Source organism: Pseudomonas sp. NPDC078416 (assembly GCF_050268485.1).
Taxonomy (GTDB): domain Bacteria; phylum Pseudomonadota; class Gammaproteobacteria; order Pseudomonadales; family Pseudomonadaceae; genus Aquipseudomonas.
Map to the genome: position 1 here is coordinate 63,494 of NZ_JBNNGV010000013.1, position 19,816 is coordinate 83,309.

6 protein-coding genes are annotated in these 19,816 nt (G+C 64.3%); 4 read left to right on the forward strand and 2 right to left on the reverse strand.

Annotated features, from left to right (window positions below):
- Positions 1–7: 7 nt before the first annotated feature.
- A complete protein-coding gene (locus ACQKEN_RS13970; RefSeq protein ID WP_427686277.1) occupies positions 8–13,414 on the reverse strand; it encodes a BapA/Bap/LapF family large adhesin in 13,407 nt (4,468 codons plus the stop codon).
- A gap of 624 nt (positions 13,415–14,038) precedes the next feature.
- Between ACQKEN_RS13970 and ACQKEN_RS13975 the strand changes: the two genes are divergently transcribed.
- Positions 14,039–14,530: a helix-turn-helix domain-containing protein gene (locus ACQKEN_RS13975; RefSeq protein ID WP_427686279.1), complete on the forward strand. Its 492-nt coding sequence runs from the start codon at positions 14,039–14,041 to the stop codon at positions 14,528–14,530.
- 65 nt (positions 14,531–14,595) lie between these two features.
- Here the strand turns inward: ACQKEN_RS13975 and ACQKEN_RS13980 are convergent, their stop codons facing one another.
- Entirely contained in the window at positions 14,596–16,551 is a 1,956-nt protein-coding gene (locus tag ACQKEN_RS13980) for a putative bifunctional diguanylate cyclase/phosphodiesterase (RefSeq protein ID WP_427686281.1), read from the reverse strand.
- A gap of 422 nt (positions 16,552–16,973) precedes the next feature.
- Here ACQKEN_RS13980 and ACQKEN_RS13985 point away from each other — a divergent pair, with 422 nt between their 5' ends.
- The 3 genes from ACQKEN_RS13985 (at position 16,974) to ACQKEN_RS13995 (ending at position 19,636) form a co-directional block, all read left to right on the forward strand.
- Positions 16,974–17,303 (forward strand): hypothetical protein, encoded by a 330-nt coding sequence (locus ACQKEN_RS13985; RefSeq protein ID WP_427686283.1) that lies wholly within the window; start codon positions 16,974–16,976, stop codon positions 17,301–17,303.
- 626 nt (positions 17,304–17,929) lie between these two features.
- Entirely contained in the window at positions 17,930–18,154 is a 225-nt protein-coding gene (locus ACQKEN_RS13990; RefSeq protein WP_427686285.1) for a DUF6555 family protein, read from the forward strand.
- Between the two features lie 132 nt (positions 18,155–18,286).
- The gene (locus ACQKEN_RS13995) at positions 18,287–19,636 is read left to right on the forward strand and encodes an APC family permease (RefSeq protein ID WP_427686287.1); all 1,350 of its coding nucleotides are present in this window, start codon (positions 18,287–18,289) and stop codon (positions 19,634–19,636) included.
- The last annotated feature ends 180 nt before the right edge of the window (positions 19,637–19,816 follow it).

A 19,816-nucleotide genomic window follows, 5' to 3' on the forward strand; every position in this document is an offset into this window, starting at 1 on the left:
GGGCTGATCAAACGACGTGAATACCGTTCTGCACCCATAAGTGATGGGTTGGATCTTCCTGCGGCGTGTACTGGGTGTAATCGACGCCATCGGCCTGTTGCGCACCGCCGGCCACCCAGGTGTTGGTCATGTGCACGCTGTCCTCGCTGCCCCCCTTGATGATCAGTGTGTTGTTGTCTGCCGAGGTAATGGACACCAGGTCCGCCAGGCTGATGGTCAGCGCGACGGCGCTGGTGTGGTTCAAATCCAGCACCTCGATGTTGTGGATCCGGCTCTGCAGATCGCCCAGGTTGATGCTCGCATCGCCCCCGGCCCAGAGCAGGGTGTCGGTGCCCGTACCGCCATCGACCGAAGCGAAATGCTGGTCGGCGATGATCAAGGTGTCGTTGCCGGCGGCGCCCTGGAGGGTGACCGCGCCGCCATGGGACCCGTCCAGCGTGTCGTTGCCCTCCGTGCCTTGAATCAGCTCGGCACCGGTGGTGGCGACGGCCGTCAGGGCGCTGTGATCATCGACGTTCGCTGCAGTGGACAGCGCAGCGAACGAAGTGGTGGTAACGGCACCGGCCTGTTCCAGATCAATGGTCAGCGTCGCCGTGTCGGTGGTGCCGTTGGGGTGCTTGAGCTGGTAAGTGAAGACGTCTTCATGGCCGATGACCGCATCGGTCTGTCCTGGCGTCAGCGTGTAGGTGTAGCGCCCGTCGGCCTGCACCAGCAACGAGCCGTAGGTGCCGACAATCGTGGTGCCGTTGTAGCCCGGCGTCACGTAGTTGCCGGCCGCCAGCACATTGAGCACGGTGTAGGCCGAGCCCAGCACATCAGCCCCGCCGCCGGCCGTGTCGGTGAGCAGATTGCCCGCCACCGGCGTATAGCTGCTGACGACGAACTGATTCGTGTAGGTGGCGTCATTGATCAGGCTGGCGTTGACCGTGCTCAACAGGCCGACGCCGCCCGTGCTGATTTTCACCTGATAGCTGCCGGCCGTCTGGTCGTCGAAACGGATGCCGTAGTTGCCGCCGCCCAAGTTCAACAGTGCATTGCCGCCGTAGCTTTTCACCAGCACGTACTGGCCGGTGGTGGTGTTGAGCTTGTACAGGCCGACGGTCATTGATCCGAGCAGACTGAGCAGGTTGCTTGAGTTGACCACCACCGTCAGGTCCGTGACGGTGCCCGCCGCCACACTGGTGGTCCAGGAGCCGTTGCCGGTGCCGAGCACCGGGACGCTGAAGCTGCCCAGCGTCGAGTTGGTGATGACCTCCTTGTTGACCAGGGTGATGTCGCTGACCGCAACGTCATTGGTGGCGTCGACCAGGAAGGCCGGGCTGGCCAGGCTGGTGTCGCTCCACACTTCGGTGGCCTGCGGGCTGTCGATGCGCACGTACAGATTGGCCGTGTCGCTGAGGCCGTTCGGGTGCACCAGCTGATAGTTGAAGACATCCACTTTGCCAACGCTGGTCACGGTCCCGTCGGGCCTGTAGCTGTAGTTGCCACTGGCGTCGATGGTCAGCGTGCCGTACAGGCCTTGCACCGTAGTGCCCGCGCTGGCGGTGACGTAGCTGCCGTTTTTCAGCACCTGCAACACTGCACCGTTGTCAGGGCCGGTCACATCCATCTGGCCGTCAACGCCCGGGTTGGTGATGACGTTGCCGGTCACGGCGGCACCGACGACCCCGTTGAACTGGGTCAGGCTGGTGACGTCCAGCTGCAGCTGCGTGCTGACGGTGGTCACCACGCCGATGCCGGTGCTCGACACGACCAGCCGGTAATCGCCACCCAGCAAATCGCCAATGTTCACCCGTACGCCCTGACCGGTCAGGGCCACCAGGTCGAGCAGGCCGCCGTTGCCGTTGACGTCCAGGGTCACCCAGCTGCCGCTGGCGTTCTTCACTTGCAGCGTGTAGACCACGCCGTCGAGCAAGGACAACAGGCTGCCGGTGGTCAGGGTCAGGGTCGGATCAAGGCTGGTGCCGCTGTTGACCGTGAACACAAAGGCCTTGGAGAAACCGGCCAGCAGCGTGGTAAAGGAGTCCGCAAAGTTCTGCGTGGTTTTCACCGGGACCAGGGTGACCGTGGCGGTCGCCAGGTTATCGCTGGCGATCACCGGCGTGTTGACGTCGATGTCCGGCGCGGTGACGTTGGCCACCACCGAGAGATTGCCCTTGATATCGGTGAGGCTGACCAGCAGGGTTTCGCCGTTGATCTGCGCCGGTGCCAAGGTGACGGTGAACAGTCCTGTTGCCCCGACAGTTCCCGTCCCGAGCACTGCGCCGCCAGTGGACTTGATCTGCACCGTCGAGCCGACTTCCCCGCTGCCGCTGACGCTCAGGCCATCGACACTCACCAGCAGCCCACCCGCTGCAGCAGGCGGTGTCAAGTCAGGGGCGATGACGCTTGCGGCCAGCGACACGTTTCCGGCGGCATCCGCCTGGGTGATGCTCAGCACCTGGTTGTCGATCTGCGCGGCGTTGAGTGCGACCGAGAAGCTGCCGTTGGCGGCCACTGTCGTGGTGCCGAGGACAGTGCCCAGTGCATTGCGCACAGTCACCGTGGAACCTGCGACACCGGTGCCGGTGACCACCGAACCGCTGGCATTCACGGTCACCGCTGTGGGTGCGCCCGGCGCCGTGGTATCCGGTGCCAGAAGGCTGCCGGCAGCCGACACGTTGCCGGCGACGTCGACCTGACGCACCGTCAGCGCCTGGCCGTCCAGTTGTGCAGCGTTGAGGGTGAGGTTGAACGTCCCGCCTGCGCCCACCGTTGTGGTCCCCAGCAGCGTACCGCCGGCGTTGAACACGTTGACCGTCGCGCCGGCTTCACCGCTGCCGCTCAGCGACAGACCGTTTGCAGCCAACACCAGAGCGGAAGGTGCATTCGGCGCTTGAAGGTCGAGGGCGTTGACCGTCGCGACGACGGACGCGTTACCCGACACGTCCGCCTGCTGGACGCTCAGCACCTGGCCGTTCAATTGAGCAGTGGAGAGCGATACAACGAATCCGCCTGCCGCGTTGACAACCGCAGTGCCCAGTACGACACCTGCCGCATTGGTGACGCGCACGGTCGCGCCTGCTTCACCGTTGCCGCTGACCTGCAAGCCTGCGCCGTTCAGCGCGACGTTGGTCAGCGCAGCGGGTGGCGTGGTGTCGACAGCACTGAGGTTGGCGAGCAACGAGACGTTGCCGGCGACATCACGCTGGCTTACCGACAGCAACTGACCGTTGAGCTGGGCCGCCGAGAGATTGGCGCTGAACGTGCCGTCCACTGCCACCGTTGCGGTGCCCAGAACGACGCCGAGGCTACTGCGCACGGTGACCGTCGCACCGGCTTCGCCAATCCCGCTCAGGACTGTGCCGGCGCCATTAAGCACCAGCGCTGCGGGGGCATTCGGCGCGGTGATATCCGGCGCGGTGACCGGCAATATGCCGGACTGCAAACCCACGCTGTCGGTCTGATACGCGTTGAGCACCTGACCGTTGGCTTGCGCCGGGTTCAACAAGACGCCAAACGTACCGCCGGCATTGACCACGGCGGTGCCGAGCGTAACGCCCGCGGCGGTGGTAACGGTCACCGTCGCCCCGGCTTCGCCACGTCCCGTCACCAGCGTACCGGTGGCGCTGACCGCGAGGTCGCTGAGCGCAGCCGGTGGCGTGGTGTCAGCCGCCACCACCGCAGCCGGCAACGATGCGCCACCTGCTCCGGTACTCGCCGTCACGCCAAGGCTTTCGCCGTTGGTTTGTGCGGTGTTGAGGGTCACCGTGAACGTACCGCCCGCATTGGTGGCCGCCGTCCCGAGCACGGCGCCTGTTGCGCTGTACACCGTGATGGTGGTGCCCGTTGCGGCGCTGCCGGTCACGCTCAGACCGTCGGCGCTGATCAGCAGATTGGTCGGCGCATTCGGTGGCGGGGTCACGGGCACGGTGAGGTTGAGCGTCCCGGACACGTTGTTGCTGGCGTCCACCTGACCGACCGTGAGCACGTTGTTGGCCGTGACGCCGGGGGCCAGGGTGACCACGAAGGTGCCGTTGGCCGCCACTTGCCCGGTGCCGAGTGTGACGCCGAGGGAGTCTTTGACGGTTACGATCGCGCCCGCTTCACCGCGGCCTGCCAACAGCAGGTAATCGGCGCTGATGGTCAGGTTGCTGACAGGATCAGGCGCCTGAGTGTCCGGCACTGTGTAAACCAGCGGCGCGGAAGCGTTATTGGCCGCGTCCGTTGCCGTCACGGAAATGACTTGCCCGTTGGTCTGCGCAGGATTCAGCCCGACTTCGTAACGTCCCCCGGCGTCGGTCCGCGTGGAGCCCAGCAACGTGCCGTCGGCGGACCTTACGGTCACCGTGCTGTTGGCTTCGGCAGTTCCTTGCAGGATCGTGCCGTTGCCGGTGAGTGAGGTGAACACCGGCACCGCTGGCGGCGTGCTGTCCGGCGCGATGACCGCAACCGGCGTCGAATCGTTGAGCGCAGGGTCGACCTGCACCACCGACAACGACTGGCCGTTGAGCTGTGCAATCGAGAGAGGAACGCTGAACGTACCGTCCGCGCGCACGATGGCGGTGCCGAGCTCAGGGGTGCCCGCCACCGACACGGTGACCGTCGCACCGGGCTCACCGCGGCCTGTGAGCGTCAGACCGTCCTGGCTGACCGCAAGGTTGGTCACGGCGAGGGGATCGGTGACGTCGGCAGCCTGGTAAGGCAGCGTACCGGACACGTTATTGGCGGCGTCGGTCTGGGTGAGGTTGAGTTTTTCGCCGTTGAGCTGGGCAGACGACAGCGTGACGCTGAACGTCCCGTCGGTCTGCACCGTGGCGCTGCCAAGGCTGGCGCCGGTCGCGCTGGTCACCTTGATCGTGGCGCCTGCTTCACCGGTGCCGCTCAGTGTCAGGCCGTTGGCACTCAGCGACGTCACTGCCGGCAGGGCTGGCGGTGTGTTGTCCGGCGCCGTGACCGGCGTGCCCGCGGAAGGGTTGCCCGCCGCATCACGCTGCACGATCGACAGCAACTCGCCGTTGATTTGTGGTACCGACAGCGAGACGGCGAAATTGCCGTCTACCCCGACCACGCCGGTGCCGACGATGTTGCCGGCGGCGTCGCTGATCAACAGGCTGGCGCCGGCCTCACCGCGACCGCTGACCACCACGCCGGCGTCATTGATTTGCACATTGGTAACCGCTGCGGGTGGCGTCAGGTCGGGTGATGCCAGGGAGCCTGCCGCCGAGGCATTGTTGGCAGCGTCGGTGAGCACGACAAACACCGGCTGACCGGCATTTTGCGTCTGGGTCAGGGTGATCAGGAACTTGCCGTCGACCCCCACGGTGCCGGTGCCGACTTGCGTGCCATCGGCCAGGGTAACGCGCACCCCCGCGCCGGCTTCGCCGCTGCCGCTGAGCACACTCCCAGAGGCATTGAACTGCAGATCGGTGGCGACCGCTGGCGGCGTCAGGTCCGGTGCGATGACCGTCGCCGGCACGCTGACGTTGCCGGGCGGGTCGGCCTGCTGAACGCTCAGCACCTGGTTGTTGATCTGCGGGGTGGAGAGGGTGACGCTGAACGTGCCGTCCGTCAGTACCAGGGTGGTGCCCAGGAGGGTGCCGCTGGCATCGCGGACAGTGACCGTGGCACCGGCTTCACCGGTACCGGTCACCACCGCACCGGCGGCGTTGATGCGCACGTTATCGAGCTGATCGGGCGGGGTGAAGTCCGGCGTGGTCAGGCTGGCCTGGGGCGACACGTTGCCCGTGGCATCCCGTTGCACCAGCGTCAGCACTTCGGCGTTGGTCAGCGCCGGGACCAGCACCAGGGTAAACGCCCCGGTAGTGCCCACCGTTGCCGTGCCAAGCACGGCGCCGAGGTTGTTGGTCACCGTGACGATCGCCCCGGCTTCACCGCGGCCGGTCAGCGTCGCGCCATCGCTGGAAATGTTCAGCTGGGTAAGGGCGAGTGGCGCCGTGGTGTCGACCGAGGTCAGGCTGGCGGGCACGGAAATGTTTCCCGCCGCATCGGTCAGGGTCACCGCCAGCAGTTCGCCGTTGGCTTGCGGGGTGGTGAGGGTGAGCTGGAAGGTGCCGTCGATGCGCACGCTGCCGGAGCCGACCAGGGCGCCGCTGGCGTTGAACACATTGACCGTGGCGCCGGGTTCACCGGTGCCCGACAGCACCGTGCCGTCTGGCGTCACTGCCAGAGCGAGCGGCGCATTCGGGGCGATCAAGTCACGGGCTGTCAGCCCGAGGCTGGCGGACTCATTACCGGCGACGTCGGTCTGGAACACGCTCAGGGCCTGGCCGGCAATCTGCGGGGTGTTCAGCGTCAGCGAGAAATTGCCGTCGGCGCCCACCTGGCCGGTGCCGAGGATAGCCCCGCCAGCGCCGAGCACCGTCACCGTTGCGCCCACTTCGCCGTGGCCGGTCAGGGCGACGCCGTTGGTATTGAGCACCAGATCGGTGAGCTGCCCAGGGGCGGTGACATCCGCCGCCAGGTAACCGGTGGCCAGCGAGTTGATGCCGTCGCTGGAAGTGGCGATGGCCGACAGCGACTCGCCATTGAGTTGCGCGGCATTGAGCTGCGCGCTGAAGGTGCCGTCGCCATTGACCAGCGCTGTCCCCAGCAGCACACCGGATGCGGTGCGGATGCTGACGGTGCTGCCGGCGCTGGCGGTGCCGGTCAGGGTCAGGCCGTCGGCGCTGAGGGCCAGATTGAGCGGCGCAGGTTCGGCGAGATTGCCGGGGGCAACCACCGTGCTGGCGGCGGACGCATTGCCAGCAGCGTCGGTTTCGACCACGGTCAACGTGCTGCCGGCGACTGCCGCAGGGGTCAGCCCGACGGTAAAGCTGCCATTGGCTCCGACGGTGGCGGTGCCCAGCGTGTTGCCATTGGCATCGCGCACGACCACCGTTGCACCGGCCTCGCCGGTGCCGCCCAGGGTAAGGCCATCGGCGCTGACCGCCAGGTTGCCGGCAGCGGCAGGCGCGGTGGTGTCGGCGGCTTGATAAGGCGCCGGCACCGAAACATTACCGGCCGCGTCGGTCGCCGTCACGCTCAGGTTCTGGCCGTTGAGTTGCGGGCTGGACAGGGTGACCTGGAACACGCCATTGGCCCCGGCGACCCCTGAACCCAGCACGTTGCCCGACGCATCGCGGACGGTGACGGTGCTGCCGGCTTCGGCGTTACCGCCTAACTGCACGCCGCTGCCGCTGAGCAGCAGCGCAGTCGGACTGTCCGGTGCGGTGAGGTCAACAGACGTCACGTTGACCGCCGTCGACACGTTGCCCGGCGGGTCTTCCTGGGTGACGGTCAGAACTTCGGCGTTGATCTGCGCGGTGCTCAGCGTGACGCTGAATGCACCGTTGGCTGCCACCAGCGCGGTGCCCAGCAGGGCACCACCGGACGTGCGCACCGACACCGTTGCGCCGGGTTCGCCCCGGCCGGTCACGGTCAGGCCGTCGGCGTTCACCGACACTTGAGTGAGGGCGGCGGGCGGCGTGATGTCCGGCGCCGTGAGGGTTGCCGATGGCGAGACGTTGCCGCTCGGGTCGGTCTGGCTGATGTCCAGCGCCTGGCCGTTATTCGGCGCAGGGGCGAGGGTCACGGTGAAGGTCCCGTCACTGGCCACCAGCGCGGTGCCAAGCAGGTTGCCGCCGGCGTCGAGGACCTTCACCGTCGCGCCGGCCTCGCCGGTCCCGGTGAGGGTGCTGCCGTTGGCGCTGATGAGCAGGTTCTGCGGCAGGGCCGGCGGGGTGGTGTCCACGGTCGTCAGACTGGCACCGGCCGACACGTTGCCCGCGGCATCGGTGAGGGTCACGGTCAAAGGCGCGCCCGTGGTGACGGCATTCGGCAGCGTGACCTGGAACTGGCCGCTCTGGTTGACCAGACCGGTGGCCAGGATGTTGCCGGCGGCATCACGAATGGTCACGGTCGCGCCGGCTTCACCGAGGCCATTGACCACGGTGCCGACATTGTTGATGGTCAGACCCGTTGCAGCGTTGGGCGCCGTCAAATCCGGCGCGATGATGCTGCCGGCCTGGGAGATGTTGCCCGCCTGATCGACCTGGGTCGCGGTCAGGGGTTGCGCGTCCAGCTGCGACGGGGTCAGCGCGATGGTGAAGATGCCATTGGCCGCGACGATGCCGGAACCCAGCACGGTGCCGCCACTGTTTGTAATGGTCACCGTCGCACCGGCTTCACCGCGCCCGGTGACGGAGCTGCCATTGGCGTTGATGGTCAGACCCGCCGGGGCTTCGGGCGCCGTCAGGTCGTTGGCGACCACCAGCGCGGTGACCGAGGTGTGGCCTGCGTCATCGGTGGAAACAACGTGCAGGGTCTGCGCATTCAGCTGAGCGAAACGCATGAGAATGCTGAAGCGGCCGAAGCTGTTGGCCCTGCCGCTGCCTAGGCTGACGCCGTTGCTGTCGAGGATGTTGACCGTGCTGCCCGCGGTTGCGGCGCCGGTGAGAATGAAACCGTCGCTGCTGATAACGAGGTCGCTGGGCGTCGCCAACTGCGTGCCGTCCGGCCCTGGAAGGGTGACCGGGTTGGACGCGTTGCCGCTGGCGTCGGTGCTGATCACGTCCACGTTGGTGTTGCTTGCCGCTGGCGGATTGAGGCCGATAACGAACGTGCCATCCTGGCCAACAGTGCCGGTACCCAGCAGCTGATTGGCCGGCCCGCGAACGGTGACGGTGGTGCCGGGCTCGCCGACGCCGGAAACGCTTGCGCCGTCCGGGCTGATGGCCAGATTCGTCACATCGACCGGTTTGGTGGTGTCAGGCGCAAGCACCGGGGTGGCCAGCGAATCGTTGGCGCCATCGGTGGCGACCACCTGCACCGTCTCGCCATTTCTCAGGATCGGCGTCACGTTAAAGGTGAAAATTCCGTCAGGTCCGGCAACGGCAGTGCCGATCTGAATGCCATTGGCATCAAGAATTTTGACCGAGCCGCCGGCCACCGTGGTGCCGGTCAGCAGGCCATTGCCGTCGAGCGTGAGGTCGATGACTGCAGGCGGTGCAGTGATGTCGGGCGCCGTGACAGACGCGGGCGCCGAGGGCAGGGTGCTGGCGTCGGTCTGGGTCACGTTCAGCACTTGACCGTCCAGCTGCGCCGGACTCAGTGTCACCGCGAAACTGCCGTTGGTCGCTACCGTGGCCGAGCCCAGCAGGGTGCCGTTGGCATCGCGCACTTGAACGGTATCGCCCGCGACGCCTGTCCCGGAAACGGTCAAGCCGTCATTGCTGATGCTGATCCCGGTGGGTGCATCGGGCGCGGTGGTGTCCGGCGCGGTGAGAGAAGACGCCGGAGAAATGTTGCCGGCGGCGTCGGTCTGCTTGACCAGCAGCAACTGGCCGTCGTCCTGGGCGGCGTTGAGCAGGACATCAAAACGACCGGTGGTATCAGCAGTGGCAGTGCCCAGCAGGTTGCCATTGGCGTCCCGCACGTTGACGGTGGCGCCGGGCTCGCCCTGGCCACTCAGCGTCAATCCATCAGCGCTCAGGGTAAGGCCGGTGGGAGCGTCGGGCGCCTGGATGTCCGCTGCCTGCAACGGTACCGCCGCAGACGCCAGGGTCGAAGCATCGACCTGGGTGACGCTGAGGTTCTGGCCGTTGATCTGTGCACTGGACAGCGTCACTTCAAAGCGTCCGTCACTGCCCACCACGGCGCTGCCCAGCGTTGCGCCGAGGGCATCCTTGACGGTCACGGTGGCGCCGATCTGGCCGTTCCCTGTAACGATCAGACCGTTTGCCGACAGATCGAGGTTGGTCACAGGCGCGGGTGCGCTGAGGTCCGGTGCAGTGACCGGGACCGCCGCCGACTGGTTACCTGCAGCGTCGGCCTGGGTGACTTGCAACAACTGACCGTCGGTTTGTGCGGTGGTCAGGGTCAGGGTAAAGCGACCGTCGGCACCGGCCTGGCCGCTGCCGATGACGTTGCCGGCAGCGTCGCGCACCGTGACTGTGGCACCGGCTTCACCGACCCCGGTCAGGGTCAGGCCGGTGGCGTCGAGAACAGGGCTGGTCACCGCCGCGGGCACCTGGGTGTCTGGCGTGACAAAAGTCACCGTAGCGGGTGCGCCGCCGCTGCTGTCACTGGCGCTGATCGAAAGGGTTTGTCCGTTGTTCTGCGGGGTGTTCAAGGTCACGCTGAACTGGCCGTTCGCCGCTGCCACGGCGGTGCCGAGCACGTTACCGTTGACGTCGGTGACAGTGATCGTCGATCCGGCCTCGCCGGTGCCCGTCAGCGTGGTACCGCTGGCGTCGATGCTGATGGCGGAGGGTTGTAGCGGGCCGTCGAGGTCCGGCGCGCTCACTGGCGCGACGGGTGAAGGATTGCCGGCGGCGTCATTCAGTACCACTTGCAGCGCCTGACCATTGGTTTGCGCGGAAGCGAGGGTTACGGTGAAGTTGCCGGTGGCGGACGTCACGCCGGTGCCGATGACATTGCCAAGGGCGTCCCGTACAGAAACGGTCGAGCCTGGTTCGCCTCGGCCGGTCAGGGTCAGGCCGTTATTGGCCACGCTGAGATCAGTGGCAGCGGTCGGGCCGGTGATGTCGGGCGCGGTGACGGGCACGGTGACCGAGCTTTCGCCCTGACCGTCGACCGCGACTACGTCGAGCACTTCGCCGTTGGCCTGGGCCGGGTTGAGCACGATGGTGAAGCTGCCGTCGCTGCCAACCGTCGCACTGCCGAGCAGCACGCCGTTGGCATCGCGCACCTGGACCACCGAACCGGCGCTCGCGGTGCCGGTCAGTTGGCTGCCGTCGGCATTAATGACCAGACCCGAAGGTGTTGCCGGACCACTGGCGTCAGGCGCCGTGACCACCAGCACGGGGGACGGCAGGCCTGCGGTGTCGGTCTGGGTGACCTGCACCTGATCACCGGGGTTGACCGGTGTCGTCAGCGTGGTTTGAAACGTGCCGTTTGCCCCGACGATCGCAGTGCCGATAGGTGTGCCGCCGGCATCGACGATGGTGACCGTGGCGCCGACTTCGCCCTTGCCGGAGACCTGCGTACCGTCAGCGCTGATCACCACATCGGTGACTTGTGCGGGTGGCGTGGTGTCGGCGGCGGTCAGCTCGGCCGAGGCAGAATTGCCGGCCGAATCCGTGGCGCTGACGTTGAGTTTTTCGCCGTTGAGCTGGGCGGTGTCGAGGGTCACGCTGAACGTGCCATCCAGACCGGCGCGGGTGGCGCCGATGACGACGCCCGAGGCATTGCGCACGAGCACGCGGGCGCCGGCTTCGGCACGACCGGTGAGGGTGAGGCCGTCAGCCGATAGGACGAAGTCCGAAGGCGCCGCTGGCGGTGTGGTGTCCGGTGCTTGCAGTGGAACGTTGACGGAGGTGTTGCCGGCGGCATCGGTCAGGGTGACCTGCAGCGGCTGACCGGCGTTTTGCGGCGCGTTCAGGGTGATGTTGAACAGCCCGTCAGCGCCCACGACGGCGGTGCCCAGCACGTTGCCGTTGGCATCGATGACGCTCGCGGTGCTGCCGGCTTCGCCACGACCGCTAACGATCGAGCCATTGCCGCTGATGGCAATGCCAGTAGGCGCATCCGGCGGCGTGACATCCCCTCCGGGAGGCGTGACGTCAATGTCTGGCGCCTGAGCCTGAGCGGGCGGGGAGACGTTGCCGGCGGCGTCGACCGCATTGACGGTCAGCGACTGGCCGTCGGTTTGCGGCGGATTGAGGCCAAGGCTGAAGGTGCCGTCCGCGCCGACGGTGCCGCTGCCGAGCAGGGTGCCATCGGCGGCGCGCACTTGAATAGTCGCGCCGACTTCACCGGAGCCGGTGATACGCGTGCCGTCGGCGCTGACCACGAGGTTGCCCGGGGCGTTGGGGGCGGTGGTGTCGACCGGTGGGGTGACGTCGATGTCCGGCGCCAGCGCTTGAGCCGGCGGGGAAACGTTGCCGGCGGCGTCGACCGCATTGACGGTCAGCGACTGGCCGTCGGTTTGCGCCGGGCTCAGGGTGAGGCTGAAGGTGCCGTCTGCCGCAACGACGCCGCTGCCCAGCAGGGTGCCGTCTGCGGCGCGCACCTGAATGGTTGCGCCCGCTTCACCGGAACCCGTCAGCCGTGTGCCGTTTGCACTGACGGCCAGATTAGCCGGCGCATCGGGTGGCGTGGTGTCGCCGGGCGGGGTGACGTCGATGTCCGGTGCCAGCGCTTGAGCGGGAACGGACGTATTGCCGGCGGCGTCGGTTGCCGTCACGGTCAACGACTGGCCGTCGGTTTGCGCCGGGCTCAGGGTAAGGCTGAAGGTGCCGTCTGCCGCAACGACGCCGCTGCCCAGCAGGGTGCCGTCTGCGGCGCGCACCTGAATGGTTGCGCCCGCTTCACCGGAACCCGTCAGCCGTGTGCCGTTTGCACTGACGGCCAGATTAGCCGGCGCATCGGGTGGCGTGGTGTCGCCGGGCGGGGTGACGTCGATGTCCGGTGCCAGCGCTTGAGCGGGAACGGACGTATTGCCGGCGGCGTCGGTTGCCGTCACGGTCAACGACTGGCCGTCGGTTTGCGCCGGGCTCAGGGTAAGGCTGAAGGTGCCGTCTGCCGCAACGACGCCGCTGCCCAGCAGGGTGCCGTCTGCGGCGCGCACCTGAATGGTCGCGCCCGCTTCGCCGGTCCCGGTCAGCACGCTGCCGGTGGGGTTGACCGCCAGGTTGGCCGGTGCGCCGGGCGCCGTAGTGTCAGGGCCTGGAGGCGTTTCACCCCCGGTGTCGGGCGTTGGCGCCTGGGTGGTCGGTGAAACGTTGCCGGCGGCATCGGTGGCGCTGACCGCCAGGGGCTGGCCGCTGGTTTGTGGCGGGTTCAGGGTCAGGCTGAATGTTCCGTCCGGCGCCACGACGCCGCTGCCCAGCAAGGTGCCCGCGTTGTTGCGCACCTGAATGGTCGCGCCGGCTTCACTGGTGCCGGTCAGCAGAGTGCCGTCTGCACTGACGAGCAAATTGCCCGGCGCCAGGGGCGCGGAAGTGTCAGCGGGAGCACCGCCGCCGCCACCCCCACCACCACCGCCGCCAACGCCGGCCGCCGCCGCACCGCCGGCGCCCAACAGGCCGAGCCCGGCAATCGCAAAGGTGGGGGTCGCACCGCTGACCACGCCAGCGTCGGCGATGAGCTGATCGAGAGAATCGACTTCGTCGAAGGTAAAACCGTTGAAGGACTGGGTGTCGTACTGCGCCTGCCAGAGGGTGCCGTCTTCGCCCTGGAACACCATGTCGCTGTTGGGGCCGTCGGGCGCGGTGTTGAAGAAGTTGGCGACTTTGATGTGTTCGCCATTCTTCAAATTCACTATCAGGTCTTGCCCGTTTCGGGAGACTGAAGCGACTTGGCTGGGTGGAACAGGCATTTGAACAACGGACGGGGAATTGAGTGAAAGATCTCCCCAGGTTTTAGCAGTAAGTTCGGAGGTTGCTTTATTGGCGACAACAATATTGTCCATTCTGACAGTCCTTTTCTTCGCTTTTAGCACTACAACAACGCGTTTAATGGCGTGTCATACCAGCCGCCTGATTTATTGAGCCAGGCGCAACTTTGTTTCTTATTGGGGTGAAAGCCGTTTGCCATTAATCTAGATCGGATCCATTCGAGATCAATGGAAAATTGTTTGACGTTTATCTATTTGACGAAATCGATGATGGGTAACCCCATGATTCAGTTGGGAATATAGCTGTCTGAATGACGATGTACCGGTCGTCGGCGTGTTTGCGAAAAACTCTCCGTATGGGGGGAAAACGTTTGCGTTTTAGTGGGTCAACTACAGCTGGATTAACAATGGCGGCGGGGATTTGCTGGATTTCGTTGGGTCCATTCAGCTGAATACCCGGACGGGTGCAAAGACGTTCCGCTTTTTTCAAGCTGACAAATGTAGATCGGAAACGGGGGCTGACTTGAAACCGGACAATCAAGGTGCCGGCCAAATACTTGTTCGCTCATCTTGCAAACGCTGTAAGGTGGTGTATTCCCACCGTACGAGGCTATTTCGCTAACCCAGGAAGCTCGCACTCCAGCCCCCCATTCCACCCACCGGTCCATCGCGTGGCGTGAATTCAGCAGGAGTTTGCTCATGGAAAAGCTTGGCACGCGTTTGAGAAAAGAACGCAAACGGTTAGGCCTGACGCAAATCGCGTTCGCCAGAATCGGTGGCGTCGAACCCAATGCCCAGGGTCATTACGAAAGTGGCCATCGATCACCCAAGGCCGATTACCTTCAGCGCGTCTGTGACGCTGGCGTGGACATGCATTATCTGTTCTCCGGCAACAGCCTGCTGGGCACCGCGGACAGACTGGATGCAGACGATCAGACTGCTTCAGTCAGGACGTTGCCCAGCCACAACCGCGAAGTGATCATTTCAAATCGCAATGCCGTTGGCATTCTGGGCACGCTGCACCAGACCCTGAACGACACGACGCAGGTCATCGCCGACGTCGCCACCTCCTTCAGCACGCGCCACGTGGACATCCGCGAAGAGCAGTTTGCCGCCCAGGTGCGAGACTTTCAGGAAGACTCGCGACGCTTCATTGGTCTGGCCATGCTGAAAGTCCAGCACAGCGCTTGATCGGCAACGTCCGTTGCCATCTTCTCAGCGGCAATAAACGCCGCTGTGCTCTTCCCGGAACACCCTCACAGAACGATCGCCGCCACAGGCACCCTTGGCGTTGAGCCGATCCACTCCAGGGTTTGCTCGAGGGGCATCGGCCGTGAGAACAGGTAGCCCTGAACCAGCGTGCAGCCCAGGGTCCGCAAGGCCTCCAGCTCCGCCTCGGTTTCAACCCCTTCGCTGACGCACTGCAATTCCATGTCCTGACTCAGCGCCAGCAGCGATTTGACGATCTTGAAGCTCGCGGCGTTCTGGTGAATGTCGGTGATGAACGAACGGTCGATCTTCAGCTTGGTCAGGGGCAGGGCGTGGAGCTGGCTCAGGCTTGAATAGCCGGTGCCGAAGTCGTCCAGGGAAACGCCGCAGCCCAGTTCACGGAAGGCGTTGATCGCCCGTTGCGCTTGGACGAGGTCCTTGATGACGGCGGTTTCGGTGATTTCCAGGTCCAGCCGCGTGGCGTCGAAGCCGCTCAGGCGGATCACCCCGATCAGCTGTCCGACAGCGTCCATCGACGAGCAATCGTGGGCCGACAGGTTGAACGCGAGCCTGACATCGGCAGGCCACAACTGTGCTGCGTGCAGGGCTTTTTCAAGCAGCGGCGGCGTCAGTCGGTTGATCAGGCCAATGCGTTCGGCCACACCGATGAAGTGCCCCGGCGCGACGCTGCCCAGCTTCGGACTCATCCATCGGGCCAGCGCTTCGAACCCCACCGTGCGCGAGGTGCGGATGTCGACGATCGGCTGGAACACCAGAGTGAATTCTTCAGCGACGTTGGCCTGGCGCAGGCCTTGCTCGGTGAGCATGTCGCGCTTCAGGCGCTGATGCTGGCCTGGCGAGAACATGCACAGTTCGCCGGGTGTTTCGCGCTTGCTGGTGTAGAGCGCGTAATCGGCGAACTCGTAAGCCTCGGTCGAGGTGCTGGCCAGGTCCGGAAACACCACGAGCCCCATGGACGCGCTGATGCTGACCTGGATGTCGCCGATCACGAACGGCTGACGCATGGTGCGGCACAGTGACTCGCCCAGCTTGATCAGGTCGCTTTCATCATCGGCCCTGAGGATGATCAGCCCGAACTCATCGCCGCCCAGGCGAGCCACATGCAACTGCTCACTGGCAAACGCCCGCAGCCGCTGGCCGACCTGGCGCAACAACTTGTCGCCCACGCCGTGCCCATAGGAGTCGTTGATCGGCTTGAAACCGTCCAGATCGATCATCCCCACGGCCAGTCGCGTGTCGTCGTGCCGGGCGTGGGCGAGTTCACGGTCGAGCAGGTTGAAGAACTGTCGCCGGTTGGGCAGGCCGGTGAGGCTGTCTTCATTGGCCAGCCGTTGATTGTCATCGCTGAGCTTTTCCGTTCGTATCTGCATGTTCACCAGCCGGGTGAACTCGCCGTAATGGTTCTGCAGCACCACGATCATCGCCAGGGAGACGAGGAACACGTTGGCCGCCATGGCGGTATACGTCGCGTTGCCGGCATTGGCAAAAAACGCCACGAAGGCGATGTTGACCACCGCCGTGGTCATCATCGCCGCAGAAGGCAGGTGCATCAGACAGAAGATGCAGACGATCACCGTGATCGCCATGTAGAAAGCCACGTGGGATTTGGTGTACGTGTCGCCGTAGGGAAACAGCAGCAGCGCCCAGATCGTGAATCCGAACGCGATGAACACGGTGAGCTGGTTGGTGCGGGTCAGTTTTCTGAAGATCTGCTCGGTGGTGATGTGCTGACTGCGGCTCTGCCACCAGAGGACCGCGCGCACGGCGCCGACCAGGGTCAGCAACAGCGGGATGTAGACGGTCAGCCACAGCGGAGCGATGCCGTAATGGGTGGCCGCGAGGGCGAGGGTGTTGATCAGCAGGATGACGTACATCATGGGCAACTGTCTGGACAGCGCGATGTATTGCGCTTCCATCAGTCGCGTGTTGTCCCGCTGGACGCAGACCAGCGCTTTCAATCGATCAAGAGACGGGAATTTCATCAATAGGGACCCAACGCACGCAATTCCAAAAAAAACGACAACCCCACACCTTGCAGCGCCGCAAAACGTTATGACTGTCCCGGGCTATCGGCGGCCCGGTGAGATTCTGTAACGGCGGGATGGGTGCCCTTGGGGAGTATCGTCACCGTGGAGTTTTTTCTCGCAGCGCCGGTCATGAAGGCTGAGGCAACTTGCCAAGTGGCGAGCGGGTGTAACGCTGACTAACGCCTTGGAATGAAGACTCGCGGGAATGGTTTAGCTTCACTCGGCCTCTGGTGACGAATGGTGTAACTAACGATGGGACGAATGACGCCGGATCAAAGCGGCACTTCCGATCGGGCTTGATTGCCGGAATCATTCGCTGTCCCCCCAGTCAATGCTATTGACCCTCCTCAATCACCAACAGAACAAGGAGCATTTTCATGTTTGCGCGGGGCGATGTTTATAACGAGTGGACGCAATTACCGGCGAGCGACGAGAACTATACCGAAGCGGCGGAGAACGGCTGTCAACTCGAAGTCCGGGCGCGTGCCAATGGCGACGGGGTTGAGGTACTGGTGTGCGTTTATGCCGCGGACGGAGAAAGGGTGGTGGAGCATATGGAGCGCCTGCCGGGCTCGGAATGGACGGTTGAGCAGGGGCTTGAACGTGGACGTGACCATGCCGAGCGCATTGCCGCAGGTGAATCCGCGGATTTGCCGTACGCCGACTCAGTGGAGCTAGATGCCGACTGGAACTCGGAACGCTCATAGGCCAGCCGACCGCACCAGGATTTGCCCGAATAGGTATTGATCATCGTCATGACTGCTCTGCGGCATCAATTATTGGTTGGGTTGGACGTCAGGAAAGGTCAACTCATCCGATGGCTTTTGGTCATTAATCGTTGGAGGCTTTGATCAGTAGCGGATGAACCTTAGTTGTCAATGACTGCACCTATCCGAACGAATGACTTGCGCCCGATGATGCACTTAATACACCTCTTTGGTTGATGCGCGAGTTCAACTAAGGGGGTGAAATCGGGACTGAGCCGCTCGTCCCGAAATTTTAAATTCAAGATGAACATCTGCGGATCTGATCCGGTCAACTTTTTACCGGGCTGTTGTAGGCCCTGAATATTGGCATCCCTTGAATCAATGGGTTCACCGCCCAGTTATAACGCGGCATACAGCCGCCCTTGAAAGCCTGAAGCTTCGATGATGGAGACTTTCAATGCGGTTACCTCCTGAGAAGAACCTGACCTGTTCCCGTCCGACTCGGTTGTTATCGGAGTCACCACAGGCGGATCCCTAGTCTGCAGCTTCACCCCCTGCGGTGAGTCAGTCGTCCACCCAGATGGAAACCAAACAACGAAATCGACCCTGTGAACGAGATCAAGACCATGCAACATACCCAACACTACCGCGTCGAATACCTGTTCCACGGCAAGCCACGCTGGTTCTACGTGTGTGCCCGGCAAATGGACAATGCTGAGGCCTGGCACTGGGCCGCGGTGGATGCTGGCGTCGCCGACATCCCCAAGTACCGGAGCGACAGAGCCATCAAACTGTCCAGGCCCAAGGCCGAGCGATTGGGAATAGAGGCGGTGAGCTGGAAGCCGGCTTGAGTCAGCGTTTCTCGTGAAGGGGCCAGATTGATTTACGGTGAAGCGTGGTGAACAAATCAGCCCCTCAAATTTCGCCAACCGTGTCAGCTTTAAACCCAACGCCGAAAACCGTCACGCCGCCGGAGCCTCCCCATGACGTCGCAACCGCCACAACCGAGCCCAGCACTGAAACGCGCGGTCACCGGTCCCATGCTGCTGCTTTTCATTCTGGGTGATGTACTCGGTGCCGGCGTCTACGCCTTGGCCGGGACCATTGCCGGTGAAGTGGGTGGGGCGATCTGGGTGCCGCTGCTCATTGCGCTGTGCTTCGCCATGCTCACCGCAGGTTCCTACGCCGAACTGGTCACCAAATACCCCCACGCCGGCGCCTCTGCCGTGTTTGCCGGCAAGGCGTTCAAGTCCCCGTTGATCTCGTTTCTAGTGGGCTTTTGCATGCTGGCAGCCGGCGTGACCAGCGCGGCGGGGCTGTCTCTGGCGTTCGCCGGCGACTACATGGCCCCCTTCATCGACCTGCCTCCTGCTGTCGTGGCGTTGATCTTCCTGGTGGTCATCGCCTTGCTCAACGCACGCGGCATCAAGGAATCGTTGTCCGCCAACCTGGTGATGACGGTGATTGAAGTCTCGGGCCTGTTGTTGGTAATCGCCGCCGCCGTGTGGTTTTTCCGCTCCGGCGATGGGGACCTGTCCCGCGCCGTGCAATTCAAGGAGGGCGTCAACCCCGCGTTTGCCGTGCTCGGCGCTGCGTTACTGGCGTTTTATTCGTTCGTGGGCTTCGAGACCTCGGCCAATCTGGCGGAGGAAGTGCGCAACGTGCGCACGGTCTACCCGCGCGCGCTGTTCGGTGCGTTGCTGATTGCAGGGGCGATTTACATGGGCGTCGGCATCGCCGCTGCCACCGTCATGCCCATCGAGCAACTGGTGCATTCCTCGGCACCGTTGCTGGAAGTGGTCAAGGCGTCCCACTTGGGCATTCCGCCCCAGCTGTTCGCTTTTATTGCGCTGGTGGCCGTGGCCAATGGCGCGCTGCTGACCATGATCATGTCCAGCCGTCTGGCGTACGGCATGTCGCGCCAGAGCCTGCTGCCCGACGCGCTGTCCAGAGTGCTGCCGCAGCGGCGGACGCCGTGGGTGGCCATCGTCGCCACGTCGGTGGTCGCGATCATCCTGACCCTGACCGGCTCGCTGGCAACCCTGGCGGAAACCGTGGTTCTGCTGCTGTTGTTCGTGTTCATCAGCACCAATCTGGCGGTGCTGGTTTTACGGCGTGACGTGGTCGATGCTGACCATTTCCGTGTCCCGACGTGGGTGCCGATGCTTGCGATCGTTTCGTGCCTGATCCTGCTGACGCAACAGAGCGCCGAAACCTGGCTGCGTGCCGGAGCGCTGATGCTGGTCGGGGTGGCGCTGTATTTCCTTGCGCGAGTGGGCGGGACGCGGCCTGCATTCAACACCCATCTGGCGGACGCCGACGCCGATTATTGATCCGCCGCCATGAGTATTGGCGGCGCGACGTCGCCGATACTCGCTGGAACAACCGTCCACACCTCGCACTTCCCCTGTCATTCTCCATCGCCATCATGCGCAAGAAGTTGCGCACTCGATCGTCCCTGATTGCCTGCTGAGGGCTCCGCAGGCCACGTCGTTCGCCGCCTGCAGAGAAGT

Bases quoted from the DNA above. Each gene is read 5' to 3' on its own strand.
- ACQKEN_RS13970 (WP_427686277.1), bottom strand. From the start codon at position 13,414: ATGGACAATATTGTTGTCGCCAATAAAGCAACCTCCGAACTTACTGCT.
- ACQKEN_RS13975 (WP_427686279.1), top strand. From the start codon at position 14,039: ATGGAAAAGCTTGGCACGCGTTTGAGAAAAGAACGCAAACGGTTAGGC.
- ACQKEN_RS13980 (WP_427686281.1), bottom strand. From the start codon at position 16,551: ATGAAATTCCCGTCTCTTGATCGATTGAAAGCGCTGGTCTGCGTCCAG.
- ACQKEN_RS13985 (WP_427686283.1), top strand. From the start codon at position 16,974: ATGTTTGCGCGGGGCGATGTTTATAACGAGTGGACGCAATTACCGGCG.
- ACQKEN_RS13990 (WP_427686285.1), top strand. From the start codon at position 17,930: ATGCAACATACCCAACACTACCGCGTCGAATACCTGTTCCACGGCAAG.
- ACQKEN_RS13995 (WP_427686287.1), top strand. From the start codon at position 18,287: ATGACGTCGCAACCGCCACAACCGAGCCCAGCACTGAAACGCGCGGTC.